The sequence below is a fragment of the Mesorhizobium sp. WSM4816 genome (genome assembly GCF_055811535.1).
On record NZ_JBVVQR010000011.1, the window covers coordinates 39,613 to 56,058 of the forward strand.

Sequence of the window (16,446 nt, forward strand, 5' to 3'; positions counted from 1 at the left end):
GGAACTGTCATTTTTCAATGCGCCCGTAGCGGCGTTCCAGCCAGCGCAGCAGCACGACCGAGAACAGGCTGATGACGAGGAAGAAGGCGCCGACCAGGGTCATCGGCTCGACATAGCGGTAATAGGTATTGGCGACGCTCTTGGCCTGGTTCATCAGTTCCAGCACGGTGATCGCCGACAGCAGCGGCGTCTCCTTGAACATGGCGATGAAGTAGTTGGCAAGCGCCGGGATCATCGGCGGGATAGCCTGCGGCATGATGATGTGGGTCCAGGTCTGCCTGGCGTTGAGATTGCAGGCCTTGGCGGCTTCCCACTGACCGCGCGGCACATTGTCGATGCCGGCGCGATAGACCTCGGCCGTGTAGGTGCCGTAATGCAGCCCGAGGCCGATGACGCCCGCCACCAGCGGCGGCAGCAGGATACCGATATCCGGCAGCACGTAGAAGATGAAGTAGAGCTGCACCAAGAGCGGCGTGCCGCGAATGAACTCGGCGAGGAAGCCGACGCTGCGCGACAAGCCCTTGTTCGGCGAGCGCCGCGCCAGCGCGATGGCCAACCCCACGATCGCGGCCAGGACCGAGCCGAGCAGCGTCGCCAGGATGGTGATCTTCACGCCCTCGATCAGGGTCGGCATGATCTCCCAGACGAAAGTCCAATCCCACTCCATTACGAGGCCCGATCCATCAGACGCGCACCCCGTCGAGGCCGCGCGCCATGCGGCGTTCCAGCGAACGCACACCCCACGAAATGATCAGCGCAAGGGCGAAATAGATGACGAGAATGGTGGTGAACGGCACCAGCGTATTGCCGGTCTGCGAGCGCACGACCTGGGCCTGGAAGGTCAGGTCGGTGAGCGAGATCAGCGAAACTACGGCGGTGGCCTTGAGCAATTCGATGGCGTTATTGCCGAAGGTCGGCAGCATCACCAGCAGCGCCTGCGGCAGGATGACATGGCGCATGGCTTGCCAGCGGCCGAGATTCACCGCGGTGCAGGCCTCGTACTGTTCGCGGCCGATCGACTGGACGGCGCCGCGCACCACCTCCGCGCCGTAGGCGCCGACATTGAGGCCAAGCGCCAGCACGCCGGCCTGCAGCGGCGTCAGCGAAATGCCGATGAACGGCAGCACGAAATAGGCCCAGAACAGCTGCACGAAGATCGAGGTGCCGCGGAAGAATTCGATATAGGCGGTGGCCAGCGCCCGAATTGCGAAAAAACGCGACAGCCGCCCCAGCCCGGCGAGAAAGGCCATGATCAGGGCAAGCACCGACCCCATCAGCGTCAGCTCGATGGTAACAAGCGCTCCCTGCAATATCAGGCCGAAATAGCCGGACCATTGGGTCATGAACTAAGCATTTCTCCGCTTGGCGATTATTACAGAGGGTCGGCGCTGCCCCTCATCCGCCTGCCGGCACCTTCTCCCCGTATAGGGACGGGGAGAAGGGTGAGGCTCCAGCGTTCGCGCCCCCCTCTCCCCGTTCTTCACGGGGAGAGGGTAAGGGTGAGGGGCAACTTTTTACTTTACCGAGCAGAGCTTGTCGCGGCTCGTCGACATCGCCGCCGCGGCCGAAAAACCGTAGGGCTCGATGATCTTGGCGAATTCGCCGGACTCCTTCAGCTTGGCCAATTCGACGTCATAGGCGTCGCGCAGCGCCTCATCGCCCTTCTTGAACGCCGCGCCGTCGCAATAGACCGGCGCGCCGACCACCGGGGCGACGACTTCGAGATTCGGATCGTTGGCCTTCTTGACCAGATCGTTGATCGACAGCACCGGCAGCGAATAGGCGTCGATGCGGCCGTCCTGCAGCATCTTCAGGCCGCTCTGGCCATCCGGCACGACGATGACGCGGTCACGCGGCACGCCGGCAGTGAGCGCCAGCTTCTCCTCGGTGCCGCCGCCCGGCGCCCCGATCGTTGCGGTGGCATCCTTGGCGACATCCTCATAGCTCTTGAAGCCCTTCGGGTTGCCCTTCTTGACCAGCATAGCCTCGGCGTCGCACAGCACCGGCTCCGAATAGGCGACCGCCGCGCAGCGCTCCGGTTTCATGAACAGGCCGGCGGTGACGACGTCAAAACGGCCGGCCTGCAGGCCGGGGATCATCGCGCCATATTCCGAGATCGAGGCGACGATGTCGTTGACACCAAGACGCTTGAATATTTCACGGGCCACATCGGGCGCCGCACCCGAGACCTTGCCGTCGGCAGCAACCGCCGTATAGGGCGGCTCGTTGGCGATGGCGACACGGGCGAAGCCCTGTGCCTTGAGCTCTTCGAGCTTGCTGTCGTCGGCCGATCCCGCGGTCGAAGCGGCCAGAATTGCGGTCAGTGCAACACCGGCGACGCCGGCCAGAATGCCAAGTCTCTTCATTGTTCCCAACTCCTTGTTTCTCTTTTGGTTTGGTCGTTGTACGGGACGGCTTCGCCGCCCTGGGAGGACGGCGTTGCCGCCCGGGGCATGGCAGTCAGACGCGATGTCCGGCCGCGATGATCTTCTTCAGGAAGCCTTGCGTGCGCTCCTGCTTGGGGTTGCGGAAAATCTCGTCCGGCTTGCCTTCCTCGACGATCTTGCCGCGGTCGAAGAACAGAACCCGGTCGGCGAAATCATGGGCAAAACCCATTTCGTGGGTGACCAGCAGCATGGTCATGTCGGTCTCCGAGCAGAGCCGCCACAACACGTTCAGCACCTCCTCGACCAGTTCCGGATCGAGCGCCGATGTCACCTCGTCGAACAGCATGATCCTGGGCTGCAGCGCCAAGGCGCGAGCGATGGCAACGCGCTGCTTCTGGCCGCCGGAAAGCTGCGCCGGCATCGCTTTCGCCTTGTCGGCCATGCCGACCATGTCGAGCAGTTCCATCGCCCGTTTTTCGGCGGCGGCTCGCGGCATGCCCTTGGTCAGGATCGGCGCCAGCGTGACGTTGTCGATGACGCTCTTGTGCGGAAACAGGTTGAACAGCTGGAAGACCATGCCGATCTTCTGGCGCATTCTTGCCAGATGCCGTTCGTCGGCGGGCAGCAACTGGCCGTTGCGCTCCATGTGGTAAAGCTGCTCGCCGTCGATCTGGATGTGGCCGCTGTCGATCCTCTCCAGCGTCATCAGGATGCGCAGGATCGTCGTCTTGCCGGATCCGGATGGGCCGATCAGCGCCAGCTTCTCGCGCGGCATGACCTGCATCGACAGTCCGTCCAGCACCTTGAAGGTACCGAAGCTTTTCGAAATGGCGTCGATCTTGATGATAGGCGCGGACAAAGAATTCCCCCGTGCTGGAGAAGCTGTGCCTTAACGATGCTGAACGCGCCAAATCATGTCAATCAGGAAAATAAACTCATGACAATGTTTCTGGCTCCGCAGAATTTCGCGGCAATGTCTGCCTAGATCGCCAGCAGCAGATGCTCCGGGTCGCCGAGCAGAAGCTTGGTGACAACGCTGAGGCCGGCGCGCAGTTCCCCCTCGGTTGTCGATCCCAGCGAGATGCGCACTGCCGGTTGCCAGGGCGCCGCCGAGATGCGGAACGATGTGCCTGGTGCGATCGCCACGCCCTGCAGGCGGGCCTGTGAGACGAAGCCCTCCTCGACGCGGTCGTCTGGCAGTTCCAGCCACAGATGCAGCCCGTCGCGATGGACGCGGTAGTCGACCCCGGCAAGCACCTGGGCGGCGATCTCCTGCCGCCGCCGCAGCGCCGACCGTTGCCAGCGGACGAGTCCCATCGCCGTGCCGTCGGTCACCCATTTTGTCGCAATCTCCGCCACCATCGGCGTTGCCATCCAGTTGGAGACGAGATGCCGGTTGGCGACGGCAGCGACATAGCGGTCGGGCGCCGCGAGATAACCGATGCGCAGGCCTGGCAGCACGATCTTGGTGAAGGAGGTGACGTAGAGCGTGCGCTCGGGCGCGAAGGCGGCGACCGGCGGCGGACGGCCCTCGACGAGCGGCCCGAGCACGTCGTTCTCGATGATGGCGATGTCGTGCCTGCGCGCCACCGCAGCGATCTGCTCGCGCCGCGCGGCATTCATTAATGTTGCAGTCGGATTGATCACCGAGGGCTGCACGAACACGGCGCGGATGTCGGAAAGCCGGCACGCCTCGTCGAGCGCCTCCGGGATCAGGCCGTTGTCGTCGATCGGCAGACCCTCGAGGTTGAAGCCGAGATAGCGCGCCAGCGGGATCAGCGTGTGATGGCCGATCGCCTCGGTGGCCACGGTCGAACCCGGCGGCGCCACGCTCATCAGCGCCACCGTCATGCCGGCCGTGGCGCCGTTGGTCAGGCTGACATTCTGCGCCGACACGTCGAGACCGCACAGCCGCAGCCATTCGACCGCCACTGCACGGTGGCGCGGAAACACCATGTTCGGCCGGAACGACAGCGCCGAGGTCGACGGCAGGTTCTCGGCGAGCCAGCCTAGCGCCTGCTTCAGCCGCTCCAGATGCATCGGCTCGCAGACCGGCTTCAGGATCGACAGGTCGATGACCTCGCCAAGGCGCTCCGGCAGATAGGGCGGTTCCGGCTCGCGGCGCTGCGTCTGCACGAAGCTGCCGCGGCCGATCTCGCCGGAGACCAGGCCCCGGCGGATCAGTTCCTCATAGGCGCGGCTGACTGTCTGCACCGAAAGCTTCAAATCGTCGGCCAGCCGGCGATGCGTCGGCAGCCGCGCGCCGTTGGCCAGCCGTCCGTCATGAATGGCGCGCGCGAACTGGTCGGCGAGCGATTGATAGGCCGGCCGCCGGATAAGCGCGGGATCTGGACGCCACAATGTCATGACATATTAGAGATCGAAATCAGTGCAATTGACAATCGAAATAATGCGCCGTCATGGTGTCGCGGAAAAAAGTGGACGCTCATGGCCGCATTGAAACTGGATCAGATCGATCTGAAAATCCTCGACGCGGTTCAGCGCGACGGGCGCATCACCAAGCTGGCGCTCGCCGACAAGGTCGGCCTGTCGCCGACGCCGTGCTGGATGCGGTTGCGCAAGCTGGAAAAGGCCGGCATCGTCTCCGGCTATCACGCCAGGGTTGCAATGCGCGCCGTCGCGCCGGTCGCCACCGTCCTGATGGAGGTGACGCTGGCCAGCCACCGCCAGGCCGATTTCGACCGTTTTGAGCGCGTCATCCGCGACGTCCCCGAAATCGTCGCCTGCTGGTCGGTGGGCGGCGGCGTCGACTATCTGCTGAAAGTGATGGCGCGCGACATCGACGCCTATCAGCGGCTGGTCGACGCCCTGCTCGAACGCGAGATCGGCATCGACCGTTATTTCACCTACATCGTCACCAAGACGGTGAAGGAGGAGGTCGCCTTGCCGGTGGCCGACCTGCTGCCGGCGCTGTCGTGAGGCCTGAGCAAATCGCAAAGAGCCCCCTCATCCGGCCGCTTCGCGGCCACCTTCTCCCCGGCGGGGAGAAGAAAGGTGCCGGCGCTGCGATCTCCTCTCCCCTCGGGGGAGAGGTCGGATTGCCCCGAATTACCCTTTGCAATTCGGTTGGCAATCCGGGTGAGGGGGCACTTCCTCGATGAGATAGCCCAGCCTATAAGCTGAACAGATTGTCCGCCCGAGCAGCCCAATAGAGACAATCTCTCTACGCGTGCGCTCCGAAACAGCCTCTCTGTCTGCGCCGCGCGCATAGTCTCTCCGCATCACTCCGAAACCGGGAGACCTCGAACATGTCCGCGCATTTTGCCCGCCCACAACGCCACGAAGCGCTTGACCGGCTCGCCGACCGCCGGCTGCTGCGCCAACTCGCCTATGTCGACGGCCACTGGACGGCGAGTGAAGCCGCCGAGAGTTTTGGGGTGGCCGACCCTGCTACGGGCGCCACCGTTGCCTGGGTTGCCGCGCTCGATGCCAGGCAGACGAGCAAGGCGATCGACGCGGCGTCGCGCGCCTTTCCCGCCTGGCGCGCGGCTCTCCCACAGGAACGCGCAAGAATCCTGCGAAAATGGTTCGATCTGATCATCGCCGCCAAGGACGATCTGGCGCTGTTGATGACGCTCGAACAGGGCAAGCCTCTTAGGGAAGCGCTTGGCGAGATCGACTACGCCGCCTCCTTCGTCGAATGGTACGCCGAGGAGGCAAAGCGCCTCAATGCCGAAAGCGTCACCAGCCATTTGCCAAACGCCGAGATGATGGTGCGGCGCGAACCGCTCGGCGTCGTCGGCGTCGTCACGCCGTGGAATTTTCCCGCAGCCATGCTGACCCGCAAGGCGGCGGCCGCCCTTGCCGCCGGCTGCACCATCGTCGCGCATCCTTCGTCGGAAACGCCGCTGTCGGCACTGGCGCTGGCCGAGCTCGGCGAACGCGCCGGCCTGCCGGCTGGCGTCTTCAACGTTCTCACCGGCAAGGCCTCGACCATCGTTGGGCGGATGTGCGAAGATCCGCGCGTCCGCGCCATGAGCTTCACCGGCTCGACCGAGATCGGCAGGCTTATCGCCGCGCAAAGTGCGCCCACGATGAAGCGGCTGGTCATGGAGCTTGGCGGCCACGCGCCGCTGATCGTCTTTGCCGACGCCGATCTCGACAAGGCGGTGAGCATCGCCGTCGACGCCAAATTCGCCACTTCCGGCCAGGATTGCCTTGCCGCCAACCGCATCTATGTCCAGCGCCCGATTTATGATCGTTTCTGCGCCGCCTTCGCCAGGCGCATCGAGGCACTGCGGACCGGCAATGGCCTGGCCGATGACATCGACATCGGGCCGTTGATGCACGAGCGCGGCGTCAAGAAGGTCGAGGAGCAGGTCGCCGATGCGCTCGCCCATGGCGCGCGCTGCCTAACCGGCGGCGGCAGACATCCGGCCGGACCGCTGTTCTACCGGCCGACCCTGCTCGCCGATGTCACCGACGATGCGCTGATCATGCGCGAGGAAACTTTTGGTCCGGTCGCCGCGGTGACGCCTTTCGACAGCGAGGACGAGGTCATTGCCCGCGCCAACGCCACCGAATACGGGCTCGTCGCCTATGTCGTCACCGAGAACGGCGGCCGCCAATTGCGCATGGGCCGTGCACTCGACTACGGTATGGTCGCCATCAACCGCGTCAAGATCACCGGCGCGCCGATTCCGTTCGGCGGCGTCAAACAGTCCGGCATCGGCCGCGAGGGCTCGCGCCACGGGCTCGACGCCTTTACCGATCTTAAATATCTCTGCCTGGACGTAGCGTAAGCCGCGCCGGAGACATTTCCTTAGGAGTAAAAAAATGCTCGACCAGTCCAACGAACTCGCCGCCTGGGACCGCGACCACTTCTTCCATCCCTCGACCCACATGGGCACGCATGCGCGGGGTGAATCGCCGACCCGCATCATCGCCGGCGGCGAGGGCGTCACCATCTGGGACAATAACGGCCGCAAGAGCATCGATGCCTTCGCCGGGCTCTATTGCGTCAATGTCGGCTATGGCCGCCAGAAGATATCAGACGCCATCGCCGCCCAGGCCAGGAACCTTGCCTATTACCACGCCTATGTCGGCCACGGCACCGAAGCGTCGATCACGCTTTCCAAGATGATCATCGACCGCGCCCCGCAAGGCATGTCGAGGGTCTATTTCGGCCTCTCCGGTTCCGACGCCAACGAAACCAACATCAAGCTGATCTGGTACTACAACAACGTGCTCGGTCGTCCCGAGAAGAAGAAGATCATCTCACGCTGGCGCGGCTATCACGGCTCCGGTGTCATGACCGGATCGCTGACCGGGCTCGACCTGTTCCACAACGCCTTCGACCTGCCGCGTGCGCCGATCCTGCACACCGAGGCGCCCTACTATTTCCGCCGCGCCGACCGCTCGATGAGCGAGGAACAGTTTTCCCAGCACTGCGCCGACAAGCTCGAAGAGATGATCCTGACCGAGGGCCCCGACACGGTCGCCGCCTTCATCGGCGAGCCGATCCTCGGCACCGGCGGCATTGTGCCGCCGCCCGCTCTGTACTGGGAAAACATCCAGGCGGTTCTGAACAAATACGACGTGCTGCTGGTCGCCGACGAAGTGGTCACCGGCTTCGGCCGGCTGGGCACCATGTTCGGCTCCGACCATTACGGCATCAAACCCGACCTGATCACCATCGCCAAGGGCCTGACCTCGGCCTATGCGCCGCTGTCGGGCGTCATCGTCTCGGATAAGGTCTGGCAGGTGCTGGTGCAGGGCTCCGACAAACTCGGCAGCTTGGGCCATGGCTGGACCTATTCTGCGCATCCGATCTGCGTTGCCGCCGGTGTCGCCAACCTGGAACTGATCGACGAGATGGACCTGGTGACCAACGCCGGTGAGACCGGCGCCTATTTCCGCGCCGAACTGGCGAAAGCCATCGGCGGCCACAAGAATGTCGGCGAGGTGCGCGGCGACGGCATGCTGGCGGCAATCGAATTCGTCGCCGACCGGGACGACCGCGTGTTCTTCGATGCCGCGCAAAAAATCGGGCCTCAGGTCGCGACCGCGCTTGCCGAGCTTGGCGTCATCGGCCGCGCCATGCCGCAAGGCGACATCCTCGGCTTCGCGCCGCCGCTATGCCTCACCCGCGAAGAGGCCGACATCGTCGTGTCGAAGACGGCCGATGCGGTGAATGGCGTGTTTGCCAGCATCTAATTATCGACCTTGGTGCCGCCCCTCATCCGCCTGTCGGCACCTTCTCCCCGTGAACGACGGGGAGAAGGGACAAGCTCCAGCGCTGGCGACCCCCTCCCCCCGTTGTTCACGGGGAGAGGGTAAGGGTGAGGGACCGCGCCAACCTGGAATATCTGGAAGCAACATCAATGACCTCCAAAGCCCTCCCCGCCACCATGGCCGCCGTGCAGCTGACCGGCCACGGCGGACCGGAAAAGCTCGTCTACCGCACCGACGTGAAAGTGCCCTGGCCCGCCCCAAGTGAAGTGCTGGTCAAGGTCACCGCTTGCGGCATGAACAACACCGATGTCTGGGTGCGCCAGGGCGCCTACGGCACGGAGGAAGATGCTGCCGCCGTGTCGACCTGGCGGCGTCAGGGCAATACGCTGACCTTCCCGCGTATCCAGGGCACCGACACGGTCGGCAACATCGTTGCCGTCGGCGAGGGTGTTTCTTCGGCCCGCATCGGCGAGCGGGTGATGGTCGATTTCTCGATCTACAACCGCGACGATGATTCACTCGCCGACATCGACTATATGGGCCATGGCCGCGACGGCGGCTATGCCGAGTACCAGACCGTGCCGGCCGAGAATGCCCATGTCGTCGCCACCGACCTGACCGACGTCGAACTCGCCACCTTCTGCTGCGCTTATCTTACCGGCGAACAGATGCTCGAACGCGCCGCATTGAAGGCCGGCGAGCGTGTGCTGGTCACCGGCGCGTCGGGCGGCGTCGGCTCCGGCATCGTGCAGTTGGCGCGGGCGCGCGGCGCCATTCCCTATGCCGTCCTCGGCAAGGGCAAGGAACAGGCGGTGCTCGACATCGGCGCCGAGGCGGTGATCACCCGCGGCGTCGCCGATCTGCCCGCCGCCGTGAATAACGCGACCGGCGGCCAGCCGATCGACGTGGTTGCCGACCTCGTGGGCGGCGGCATCTTCAATGACCTGTTGCGCATCCTTCGGCCCGAAGGCCGCTACACCACCGCCGGCGCGATTGCCGGCCCGGTCGTGCAGCTCGATCTGCGCACCATGTATCTCAAGCAATTGCAGCTGCACGGCTCCAGCCAGGGCACGCGACACGACTTCCGCCGTATCGTCCGCTACATCGAGGAGAAGAAGATCCGGCCGCTGGTCGGCGGTGTCTACAAGCTCTCCGATTTCCACCGCGCCCAGGCGGATTTCATCGCCAAGGATTTTGTCGGCAAGCTGGTGGTCGTTCCGAACGCGGTTGCGGATCGCCGATAAGATGAACCACGTAGTCTCTGCATAGAGAATTTGGTTCTTTGACTGAGCCTGAAAAGGCCGTGCGTGGTCGCTGCCCGACCAGACTGCAGCCAATCTCCAACGCTGGCGATTGGCATAAGCCACCACGACTTCGCATCCCAGCTAGTTTCCGCCATAGTGCTGCGGCTCAGAATAAAAGCGCTCTGTAGCGATCCTTCGCGCCCCCCTCTGTCCTGTCTCTGTCCTGCCGGACATCTCCCCCGCTTGGGGGGAGATTAGCAGCTTCGCGGACAGCGTCCCTTTTTGCAGAACTTGACGCACACAACCCTCTCCTGCGGCGTTATAGGTTTTTCGCAACTTTCTTATAACGCCGCTTGCGGTCGACCGTCTTCATGTCAGGCGGCTCCAGTTAGCGGCTCCAGTTATAAGAAAAATGCGGTTCTCTTATAACGGCGTGATCTCGAGCGACGCGCGCCAATTACGGGACCTGCTTGACCGCGGCTTCAAGCGATCTTTCAAACGCGTCGATCACCTGATCGACCTGGGGCTCGGTGATGATCAGCGGCGGGCAGAAGGCCAGGGCATCGCCCATGTTGCGCGAGATGACGCCGTTCTGCTGCATGAAACCGTTGACGAGCCCGCCCAGCGCGCCGGCCGTCTCCCACGGCGTCTTGTTCGCCTTGTCGCCGACCAGTTCGACCGCCGCGATCAGGCCGACGCCGCGCACCTCGCCGACGAGCGGGTGCGAAGCGAGCTTGCGCAGCCGCTTCTGCATATGCGCGCCGACCGTGCGCGCATTGCCGACGAGATCGCGCTCCTCGATCAGCTTCAGGTTCTCCAGCGCGACCGCCGCCGCAACGGGATGGCCGCCGCCGGTGAAGCCGTGGCCGAAGGTGCCGATGCGATTGCTTTCGTCGGCAATCGGCTCGAAAACCTTCTCGTTGATCAGCAAGGCCGAGATCGGCAGGTAGGACGAAGAGATCTGCTTCGACAGCACCATGATGTCGGGCCTGATGCCGAAGGTCTGCGAGCCGAACATTTCGCCGGTTCGGCCAAAGCCGCAGATCACCTCGTCGGCGACGAGCAGGATGTCGTATTTCGACAGCACCGCCTGGATCTTCTCCCAGTAGCCGGCCGGCGGCACGATGACGCCGCCAGCGCCCATGATCGGCTCGCCGAAGAAGGCAGCGATGGTTTCCGGTCCTTCGGCCAGGATCAGCTTTTCCAAGTCGTCAGCAAGCCGGCTCGAAAACTCTCCTTCGCTCTCATTTGGCAGCGCCTCGCGCCAGTGATGCGGCGTCGAAGTGTGCAGCACATTGGCGATCGGCAGGTCGAAGGAAATGTGGTTGTTGGGCAGCCCGGTCAGGCTCGCCGAGGCAATGGTGACGCCGTGATAGCCACGAATGCGGCTGATGATCTTCTTGCGCGCAGGCTGGCCGAGCGCATTCGACCGGTACCAGATCATCTTCATGGCCGTATCGTTGGCCTCGGAGCCGGAATTGGTGAAGTACGCCTTGCTCATCGGCACCGGCGCCATCTGCACCAGCTTCTCGGCGAGATCGATCAGCGGCGAATGCGATTTGGAACCGAAGTCGTGATAGTAAGGCAGCCTGGACATCTGGCGCACCGCAGCGTCGACCAGCCGCTTCTCGGAGAAGCCGACCGCGACACTCCAAAGCCCGGCCATCGCCTCGATATAGCGGTTGCCGGCGAGATCCTCGACATAGATGCCGTCGCCCTTCTCGATGACCAGCGGCCCTGCCTCTTCATGCTTGCGGGCATTGGTGTAGCCGTGCATGTGGTAGCTGATGTCGCGGGCTTCGGGGGAATTCGGTCGAGCGTCCATGATGGCTCCTGTCCTGCATGCCGGGACGTGCGTCCTGCCGCCGTTCGGCGCGCGCATCGGCCTCTGGATTAATGCTGTTTGCTGCATCCGTTTCTTGTAAGGGTGTCAAGCCCTTTCGGAAGGGCCGGCGGATGGACGGAAGACATGCAGAATTTCAGCTTCGAGGCTGCTGAACGCCGGATCCTGCGCCAAGCCAGCGGTGCGCGTAGCCAAGACTTGATCCCCGAACCGGTCACCAGCAGGCACAACAACAAGGCTGAGGTGGCCTGATCGTGGACCATGTCGACTGCATCGTTGCCGGCGCCGGCGTCATTGGCCTCGCGATCGCGCGAGAGATGGCGCGGCGTGGCATGGACACCCTGATCCTCGAGGCCGAGAACGCCATCGGCACCGGGACGAGTTCGCGTAATTCCGAGGTCATCCATGCCGGCATCTACTATCCGGTCGGATCGCTGAAGGCCCGGCTCTGCGTGGCAGGCCGCGAAAGGCTCTACCGTTATTGCCAGGAGCGGGCGGTGCCGCATGCGCGCTGCGGCAAGCTCATCGTTGCAACAAATGCCGAACAGGAGCCGATGCTCGCTTCGATCCTGACCAACGCCGCTGCTTGCGGCGCGGGCGATTTGACGCCCTTGACCGCAGCAGAGGCGCGCAGGCTGGAGCCCAAGCTGCGCGGCACGGCCGCGCTTTTGTCTCCCGCCACCGGCATCATCGACAGCCACGCGCTGATGCTTGCGCTGCTGGGCGACGCCGAGGAGCACGGGGCGGCGCTCAGCCTCAACACCCGCATCGCCTCGGGCCGCATTGAAGGTGGACGCATCGTGCTCGACACGATCGACAGCACCAGCGGCGAACGCTTTGAAATCGCCACCGCGCGCTTCGTCAACGCCGCCGGGCTTGGCGCCACGGCACTTGCCGGCTCGCTTGACGGGTTCGACCAGCAATTCGTGCCAGAACTTCGCTACGCCAAGGGCAATTATTTTTCGGTCGCCGGCCGGGCGCCGTTCTCGCGGCTGGTCTATCCCGTGCCCGAGCCCGGCGGGCTCGGCGTCCATCTGACGCTCGACCTCGACGGCGTCGCCCGCTTCGGGCCTGACGTCGAATGGACCGATCAACTCGACTATCGCGTCGATCCAATACGTGGCGAGCGCTTCTACGACGAGATCCGCAAATACTGGCCGGACCTGGCCGATGGCAGCCTGCAGCCGGCCTATAGCGGTATCCGGCCGAAGCTCTCCGGTCCCGGCGAAGCCAATGCCGACTTCGTCGTCCAGGACGCGGCGGTGCACGGCGTGGAGGGCCTGGTCAATCTGTTCGGCATCGAGAGCCCTGGCCTGACCTCAAGCCTGGCGATCGCCGACCATGTCGCGCAGCGCCTCGCGCCGAACGCAAACTAGCCGAGGCGACATCGAGCGAGCGCCCGCTGCCAAAAGCATAATCCAAAATGCCCGTAAGCCATCCGTAAGCCCGGGTCGCAGAACCTCGGTCCGTCGATCACCGGGGCCATCGATATGAAGATCCGTTTCGAAGCCATACCGAACCCAAGCTGCCGGTTCGAGATCTGGGACAATGAGACCGGCGAGCCTGTCGTCCATCACGATCGGCTGCTCACCTTCGCCTCGGCGAAATCGGCGGCAAGAATCGCCGACTTCCTCAACGACAGCCACCGGCGCCGCGCCGGCGCCGCCGAATGGCGCGTTGCGGATCGCGATCTCGGCTGGGGAGGATGATCGCCAGGCTGCTCCACCTTGCGATCAGCATGGCGGAGCTTCCGCGGCTCGTCTTCCAACGAAACTTGGCGCAGGATCGAACGCTTTGCTACCGAGCGTCGGAGGAGTTTCGCCATGACTGATGAAGCAAGCCGCGAGCCGGCGCGTGATCCCCAGGATCTGGAGCGCCTGCTGATCTCCCGGCAGTGGGTGGGAGACATCGACGGCATGGCCGCGCTTTTTGAGCCGCATGCCGTCGTCGACAGCGGTGACGGGCGACTGACGCGTGGCCGCGAAGCGATCCGGGCACTCTTCGCCGACATCACCGCAACGGGCCAAAAATTTGCCGCCGGAAATCAGGCCCCGGCTGTTGTCAGCGGAGATCTGGCACTGACGTCAGCCCGTCTTCCCGATGGCACCGTAACCACCGAGGTCGCCCGCCGCCAGGGCGACGGGACATGGCTGTGGGTCATCGATCGATTCTCCGTTGCGTAGCGTCGGCCCGGATGACCCCGGAAATCGATTTTCGCTAGGTGCTCGCGCCTCCGGGCGTGCGGCCCTGTAGCGCAAAGGGGTGACTCCAGTACGGTTGTGGATTCGAAGTTCCTGAACGCCGATGCCGTCGATCAAGCAGGAACTTCAAATCTGTTTATGATGCATCAATGCTCCGTCTGCGAATGGTCGCCGCCCGGCTGCGAGATGCCGCCCAGCGCTTCGCCGGCCCATGCGGGTTCGCCATTCGTGGCGAGGTCGCCGAGCGAGACAATGCCAACCAGCCGCCGATCGCGGCTGATCACCGGCATTCGCCGCACTTTGAGTTCGCGCATATTCTGAAGAACATCGCCGACTTCCTGGTCGTCAAAGCAGCATTGTACCTCCGCGCTCATCACATCCCTGATCTTGGTGTCGGGACCTCTGCCCTCCGCGATGCCACGGACGGCAATGTCGCGGTCCGTGATCATGCCGACCAGCCGCTCATTCTCACCCACGGGCAGAACACCGGCGTCAAGATCGGCCATGACTCGTGCGGCATCCCACAAGGACTGGTCCGGACTGGCAACCTGAACTTTCCGTGTCATGCACTCGCTGATTCTCATGGCTTTCTCCTCGAGCTGCAGCGCCCCGCCGATCCTGTGATGAAGGTGTGATCAGGGGAGAATGAACGCCTGTCGGAATCGTTCGATCGTTCGACCGCTCGCGCCAGGATAGGCTCCACCATGGCCATATCCGTGACGGACGGGAACCATAATCCGGGACAATGGTTGTGTGGTCACCAGGTGATCCTCCTCGAGCCAAACGAAAAACGGAAGGAACGATCATGCGCATGTTGACGACAATTGCCGCCCTTTCGGGATTGGCCCTGGCGCAGCCAATTCACGCGCAATCCACCGACCCGCAGCTTCCCCAGATCGCACCTCCGGCTCCGGAAGGCCTGCCCGATCCAAGCTCGCCCAACCAAACGCCTGACCAGGCCCTGCCTGACCAAGCCCTGCCTGATCAAGGTTTCACCGACCAGAATTTTACTGGCATTGCCATTGTCGCCCTCGAGGATTTGCCGCCGGAACTCAAGACGCAAGCCGAGGCCGTGATCACCCAGACCAGCGTTGAAGATCTGCTTACCCTGCAGAGCTCGATCGATGCCTCGCCACAGGCGGCCTCGGTGCTGGCGGCGAACGGGCTGGATTCGTCGCAGGTTGTTGCTGCCAACATCGACGGCGACGGCATGCTGACTCTGATCATCCAGACAACCACGTGATTGGCGGGCACGTGATTGGCGGGCACGTGATTGGCGGGCACGTGATTGGCGGGCACCTGATCGGTGGTCCGGGCGTGGCGGGCCGGAGCACTCGGCTTCGGCCCTGAAACCCGGTACAGCGGAGCAGCGTCATGGTCGAAGCCGCAGTTCGCAACTTCACCCTCAACTTCGGACCGCAGCATCCCTCTGCTCACGGCGTGCTGCGGCTGGTGCTGGAACTGGACGGCGAGGTCGTCGATCGCGCCGATCCCCATATCGGCCTGCTCCACCGCGGCACTGAAAAACTGATCGAGTACAAGAACTATCTGCAGGCCCTGCCCTATTTCGACCGGCTCGACTATGTCGCGCCGATGAACCAGGAGCATGCGTTCTGCCTCGCCGCCGAGAAGTTGTTGGAAATCTCGGTCCCGAAGCGCGGACAACTCATCCGTGTTCTGTTTTGCGAAATCGGCCGGCTCTTGTCGCATCTCCTCAACGTCACGACACAGGCCATGGATATCGGGGCGCTGACCCCGCCGCTCTGGGGTTTCGCCGAGCGCGAGAAGCTGATGGTGTTTTACGAGCGCGCCTCCGGCGCCCGCATGCATGCGAATTATTTCAGGGTCGGCGGCGTGCACCAGGACCTGCCTGAGAAGCTGCTGGACGACATCTGGGCTTTCTGCGATCCGTTCCTCAAGGTCTGCGGCAACCTCGACGAATTGCTCACCGAAAACCGTATTTTCAAGCAGCGCAATGTCGACATCGGCACAATCGGGCTGGAAGACGCCTGGGCCTGGGGCTTCTCCGGCGTGATGGTGCGCGGGTCGGGCGCGGCGTGGGACTTGCGCAAGGCACAGCCATATGAATGCTACCCCGAGATGGATTTCGACATTCCCGTCGGCAAGCAAGGCGACTGCTACGATCGCTACCTGGTCCGCATGGAGGAAATGCGCCAGTCGGTGCGGATTATGAAGCAGTGTCTGGAGAAATTGCGATCGCCCGAAGGCCAAGGGCCGGTGGCAATTCCGAACCACAAGATCACGCCGCCGCCGCGGGCGACGATGAAACGCTCGATGGAAGCGACCATCCACCATTTCAAACTCTACACGGAGGGCGTTCGCGTGCCCGCCGGAGAGGTCTACGCCGCGGTGGAGGCGCCGAAGGGCGAGTTCGGCGTCTATCTGGTTTCGAACGGCAGCAATACTCCCTATCGGTGCAAGATCCGCGCGCCGTCCTTTGCCCATCTGCAGGCGATGGATTTTCTGTCGCGAGGGCACATGATCGCCGATGTCGCCGCGATCATCGGATCGCTCGATATCGTGTTCGGCGAGATCGATCGCTGACGAGGCGCGGG

At 63.6% G+C, this 16,446-nt stretch carries 17 protein-coding genes; 10 read left to right on the plus strand and 7 right to left on the minus strand.

Annotated features, from left to right (window positions below):
- Positions 1–7: 7 nt before the first annotated feature.
- The 5 genes from ehuD to ehuR form a co-directional block, all read right to left on the minus strand.
- On the minus strand, positions 8–667 hold the full coding sequence (gene ehuD / locus AC0L3H_RS14495; RefSeq protein ID WP_473585916.1) for an ectoine/hydroxyectoine ABC transporter permease subunit EhuD: 660 nt from the start codon (positions 665–667) through the stop codon (positions 8–10).
- A 16-nt stretch (positions 668–683) separates the two neighbouring features.
- The gene (gene ehuC, locus AC0L3H_RS14500; RefSeq protein ID WP_473585917.1) at positions 684–1,343 is read right to left on the minus strand and encodes an ectoine/hydroxyectoine ABC transporter permease subunit EhuC; all 660 of its coding nucleotides are present in this window, start codon (positions 1,341–1,343) and stop codon (positions 684–686) included.
- Between the two features lie 171 nt (positions 1,344–1,514).
- Positions 1,515–2,366, minus strand: a complete 852-nt coding sequence (gene ehuB / locus AC0L3H_RS14505; RefSeq protein WP_473585918.1) for an ectoine/hydroxyectoine ABC transporter substrate-binding protein EhuB — start codon at positions 2,364–2,366, stop codon at positions 1,515–1,517.
- 94 nt (positions 2,367–2,460) lie between these two features.
- Complete coding sequence (gene ehuA, locus AC0L3H_RS14510; RefSeq protein ID WP_287238644.1) at positions 2,461–3,246, minus strand: ectoine/hydroxyectoine ABC transporter ATP-binding protein EhuA; 786 nt, start codon at positions 3,244–3,246, stop codon at positions 2,461–2,463.
- 122 nt (positions 3,247–3,368) lie between these two features.
- Positions 3,369–4,754: a MocR-like ectoine utilization transcription factor EhuR gene (ehuR, locus tag AC0L3H_RS14515; RefSeq protein ID WP_473585919.1), complete on the minus strand. Its 1,386-nt coding sequence runs from the start codon at positions 4,752–4,754 to the stop codon at positions 3,369–3,371.
- A gap of 90 nt (positions 4,755–4,844) precedes the next feature.
- Between ehuR and AC0L3H_RS14520 the strand changes: the two genes are divergently transcribed.
- From AC0L3H_RS14520 to AC0L3H_RS14535, 4 genes are all read left to right on the plus strand, one after another.
- Positions 4,845–5,327, plus strand: a complete 483-nt coding sequence (locus AC0L3H_RS14520) for an Lrp/AsnC family transcriptional regulator (RefSeq protein WP_473490922.1) — start codon at positions 4,845–4,847, stop codon at positions 5,325–5,327.
- Between the two features lie 329 nt (positions 5,328–5,656).
- Entirely contained in the window at positions 5,657–7,150 is a 1,494-nt protein-coding gene (locus AC0L3H_RS14525) for an NAD-dependent succinate-semialdehyde dehydrogenase (RefSeq protein ID WP_473585920.1), read from the plus strand.
- A gap of 34 nt (positions 7,151–7,184) precedes the next feature.
- On the plus strand, positions 7,185–8,564 hold the full coding sequence (locus AC0L3H_RS14530) for an aminotransferase (RefSeq protein WP_473585921.1): 1,380 nt from the start codon (positions 7,185–7,187) through the stop codon (positions 8,562–8,564).
- A gap of 167 nt (positions 8,565–8,731) precedes the next feature.
- Positions 8,732–9,826 (plus strand): alcohol dehydrogenase family protein, encoded by a 1,095-nt coding sequence (locus tag AC0L3H_RS14535; RefSeq protein WP_473585922.1) that lies wholly within the window; start codon positions 8,732–8,734, stop codon positions 9,824–9,826.
- 457 nt (positions 9,827–10,283) lie between these two features.
- Here the strand turns inward: AC0L3H_RS14535 and AC0L3H_RS14540 are convergent, their stop codons facing one another.
- Positions 10,284–11,651 carry an aspartate aminotransferase family protein gene (locus tag AC0L3H_RS14540; RefSeq protein ID WP_473585923.1) on the minus strand — a complete coding sequence of 456 codons (1,368 nt, stop codon included), beginning with the start codon at positions 11,649–11,651 and terminating at the stop codon, positions 10,284–10,286.
- Positions 11,652–11,795: 144 nt separating this feature from the next.
- Between AC0L3H_RS14540 and AC0L3H_RS14545 the strand changes: the two genes are divergently transcribed.
- From AC0L3H_RS14545 to AC0L3H_RS14560, 4 genes are all read left to right on the plus strand, one after another.
- On the plus strand, positions 11,796–11,921 hold the full coding sequence (locus AC0L3H_RS14545; protein WP_473585924.1) for a hypothetical protein: 126 nt from the start codon (positions 11,796–11,798) through the stop codon (positions 11,919–11,921).
- 2 nt (positions 11,922–11,923) lie between these two features.
- The gene (locus AC0L3H_RS14550) at positions 11,924–13,045 is read left to right on the plus strand and encodes an NAD(P)/FAD-dependent oxidoreductase (RefSeq protein ID WP_473585925.1); all 1,122 of its coding nucleotides are present in this window, start codon (positions 11,924–11,926) and stop codon (positions 13,043–13,045) included.
- 114 nt (positions 13,046–13,159) lie between these two features.
- Positions 13,160–13,378 carry a hypothetical protein gene (locus AC0L3H_RS14555; protein WP_473510416.1) on the plus strand — a complete coding sequence of 73 codons (219 nt, stop codon included), beginning with the start codon at positions 13,160–13,162 and terminating at the stop codon, positions 13,376–13,378.
- A 114-nt stretch (positions 13,379–13,492) separates the two neighbouring features.
- Positions 13,493–13,852, plus strand: coding sequence for a YybH family protein (locus AC0L3H_RS14560; protein ID WP_473585926.1), 360 nt, complete (start codon positions 13,493–13,495; stop codon positions 13,850–13,852).
- A gap of 164 nt (positions 13,853–14,016) precedes the next feature.
- Here the strand turns inward: AC0L3H_RS14560 and AC0L3H_RS14565 are convergent, their stop codons facing one another.
- The gene (locus tag AC0L3H_RS14565) at positions 14,017–14,454 is read right to left on the minus strand and encodes a CBS domain-containing protein (protein ID WP_473585927.1); all 438 of its coding nucleotides are present in this window, start codon (positions 14,452–14,454) and stop codon (positions 14,017–14,019) included.
- Between the two features lie 161 nt (positions 14,455–14,615).
- Between AC0L3H_RS14565 and AC0L3H_RS14570 the strand changes: the two genes are divergently transcribed.
- Both AC0L3H_RS14570 and AC0L3H_RS14575 read left to right on the plus strand, forming a co-directional pair.
- Positions 14,616–15,113, plus strand: a complete 498-nt coding sequence (locus AC0L3H_RS14570) for a hypothetical protein (protein ID WP_473585928.1) — start codon at positions 14,616–14,618, stop codon at positions 15,111–15,113.
- A gap of 131 nt (positions 15,114–15,244) precedes the next feature.
- Complete coding sequence (locus tag AC0L3H_RS14575) at positions 15,245–16,435, plus strand: NADH-quinone oxidoreductase subunit D (protein ID WP_128246168.1); 1,191 nt, start codon at positions 15,245–15,247, stop codon at positions 16,433–16,435.
- Positions 16,436–16,446 lie beyond the last annotated feature (11 nt).

Excerpts from the sequence above, each read along its gene's own strand:
- AC0L3H_RS14570 (WP_473585928.1), top strand. The coding sequence starts at position 14,616 with ATGGTTGTGTGGTCACCAGGTGATCCTCCTCGAGCCAAACGAAAAACG.
- AC0L3H_RS14540 (WP_473585923.1), bottom strand. The coding sequence starts at position 11,651 with ATGGACGCTCGACCGAATTCCCCCGAAGCCCGCGACATCAGCTACCAC.
- ehuC (WP_473585917.1), bottom strand. The coding sequence starts at position 1,343 with ATGACCCAATGGTCCGGCTATTTCGGCCTGATATTGCAGGGAGCGCTT.
- ehuB (WP_473585918.1), bottom strand. The coding sequence starts at position 2,366 with ATGAAGAGACTTGGCATTCTGGCCGGCGTCGCCGGTGTTGCACTGACC.
- AC0L3H_RS14560 (WP_473585926.1), top strand. The coding sequence starts at position 13,493 with ATGACTGATGAAGCAAGCCGCGAGCCGGCGCGTGATCCCCAGGATCTG.
- AC0L3H_RS14575 (WP_128246168.1), top strand. The coding sequence starts at position 15,245 with ATGGTCGAAGCCGCAGTTCGCAACTTCACCCTCAACTTCGGACCGCAG.
- AC0L3H_RS14565 (WP_473585927.1), bottom strand. The coding sequence starts at position 14,454 with ATGAGAATCAGCGAGTGCATGACACGGAAAGTTCAGGTTGCCAGTCCG.
- AC0L3H_RS14535 (WP_473585922.1), top strand. The coding sequence starts at position 8,732 with ATGACCTCCAAAGCCCTCCCCGCCACCATGGCCGCCGTGCAGCTGACC.
- ehuD (WP_473585916.1), bottom strand. The coding sequence starts at position 667 with ATGGAGTGGGATTGGACTTTCGTCTGGGAGATCATGCCGACCCTGATC.
- AC0L3H_RS14530 (WP_473585921.1), top strand. The coding sequence starts at position 7,185 with ATGCTCGACCAGTCCAACGAACTCGCCGCCTGGGACCGCGACCACTTC.
- ehuR (WP_473585919.1), bottom strand. The coding sequence starts at position 4,754 with ATGACATTGTGGCGTCCAGATCCCGCGCTTATCCGGCGGCCGGCCTAT.
- AC0L3H_RS14545 (WP_473585924.1), top strand. The coding sequence starts at position 11,796 with ATGCAGAATTTCAGCTTCGAGGCTGCTGAACGCCGGATCCTGCGCCAA.
- AC0L3H_RS14555 (WP_473510416.1), top strand. The coding sequence starts at position 13,160 with ATGAAGATCCGTTTCGAAGCCATACCGAACCCAAGCTGCCGGTTCGAG.
- AC0L3H_RS14525 (WP_473585920.1), top strand. The coding sequence starts at position 5,657 with ATGTCCGCGCATTTTGCCCGCCCACAACGCCACGAAGCGCTTGACCGG.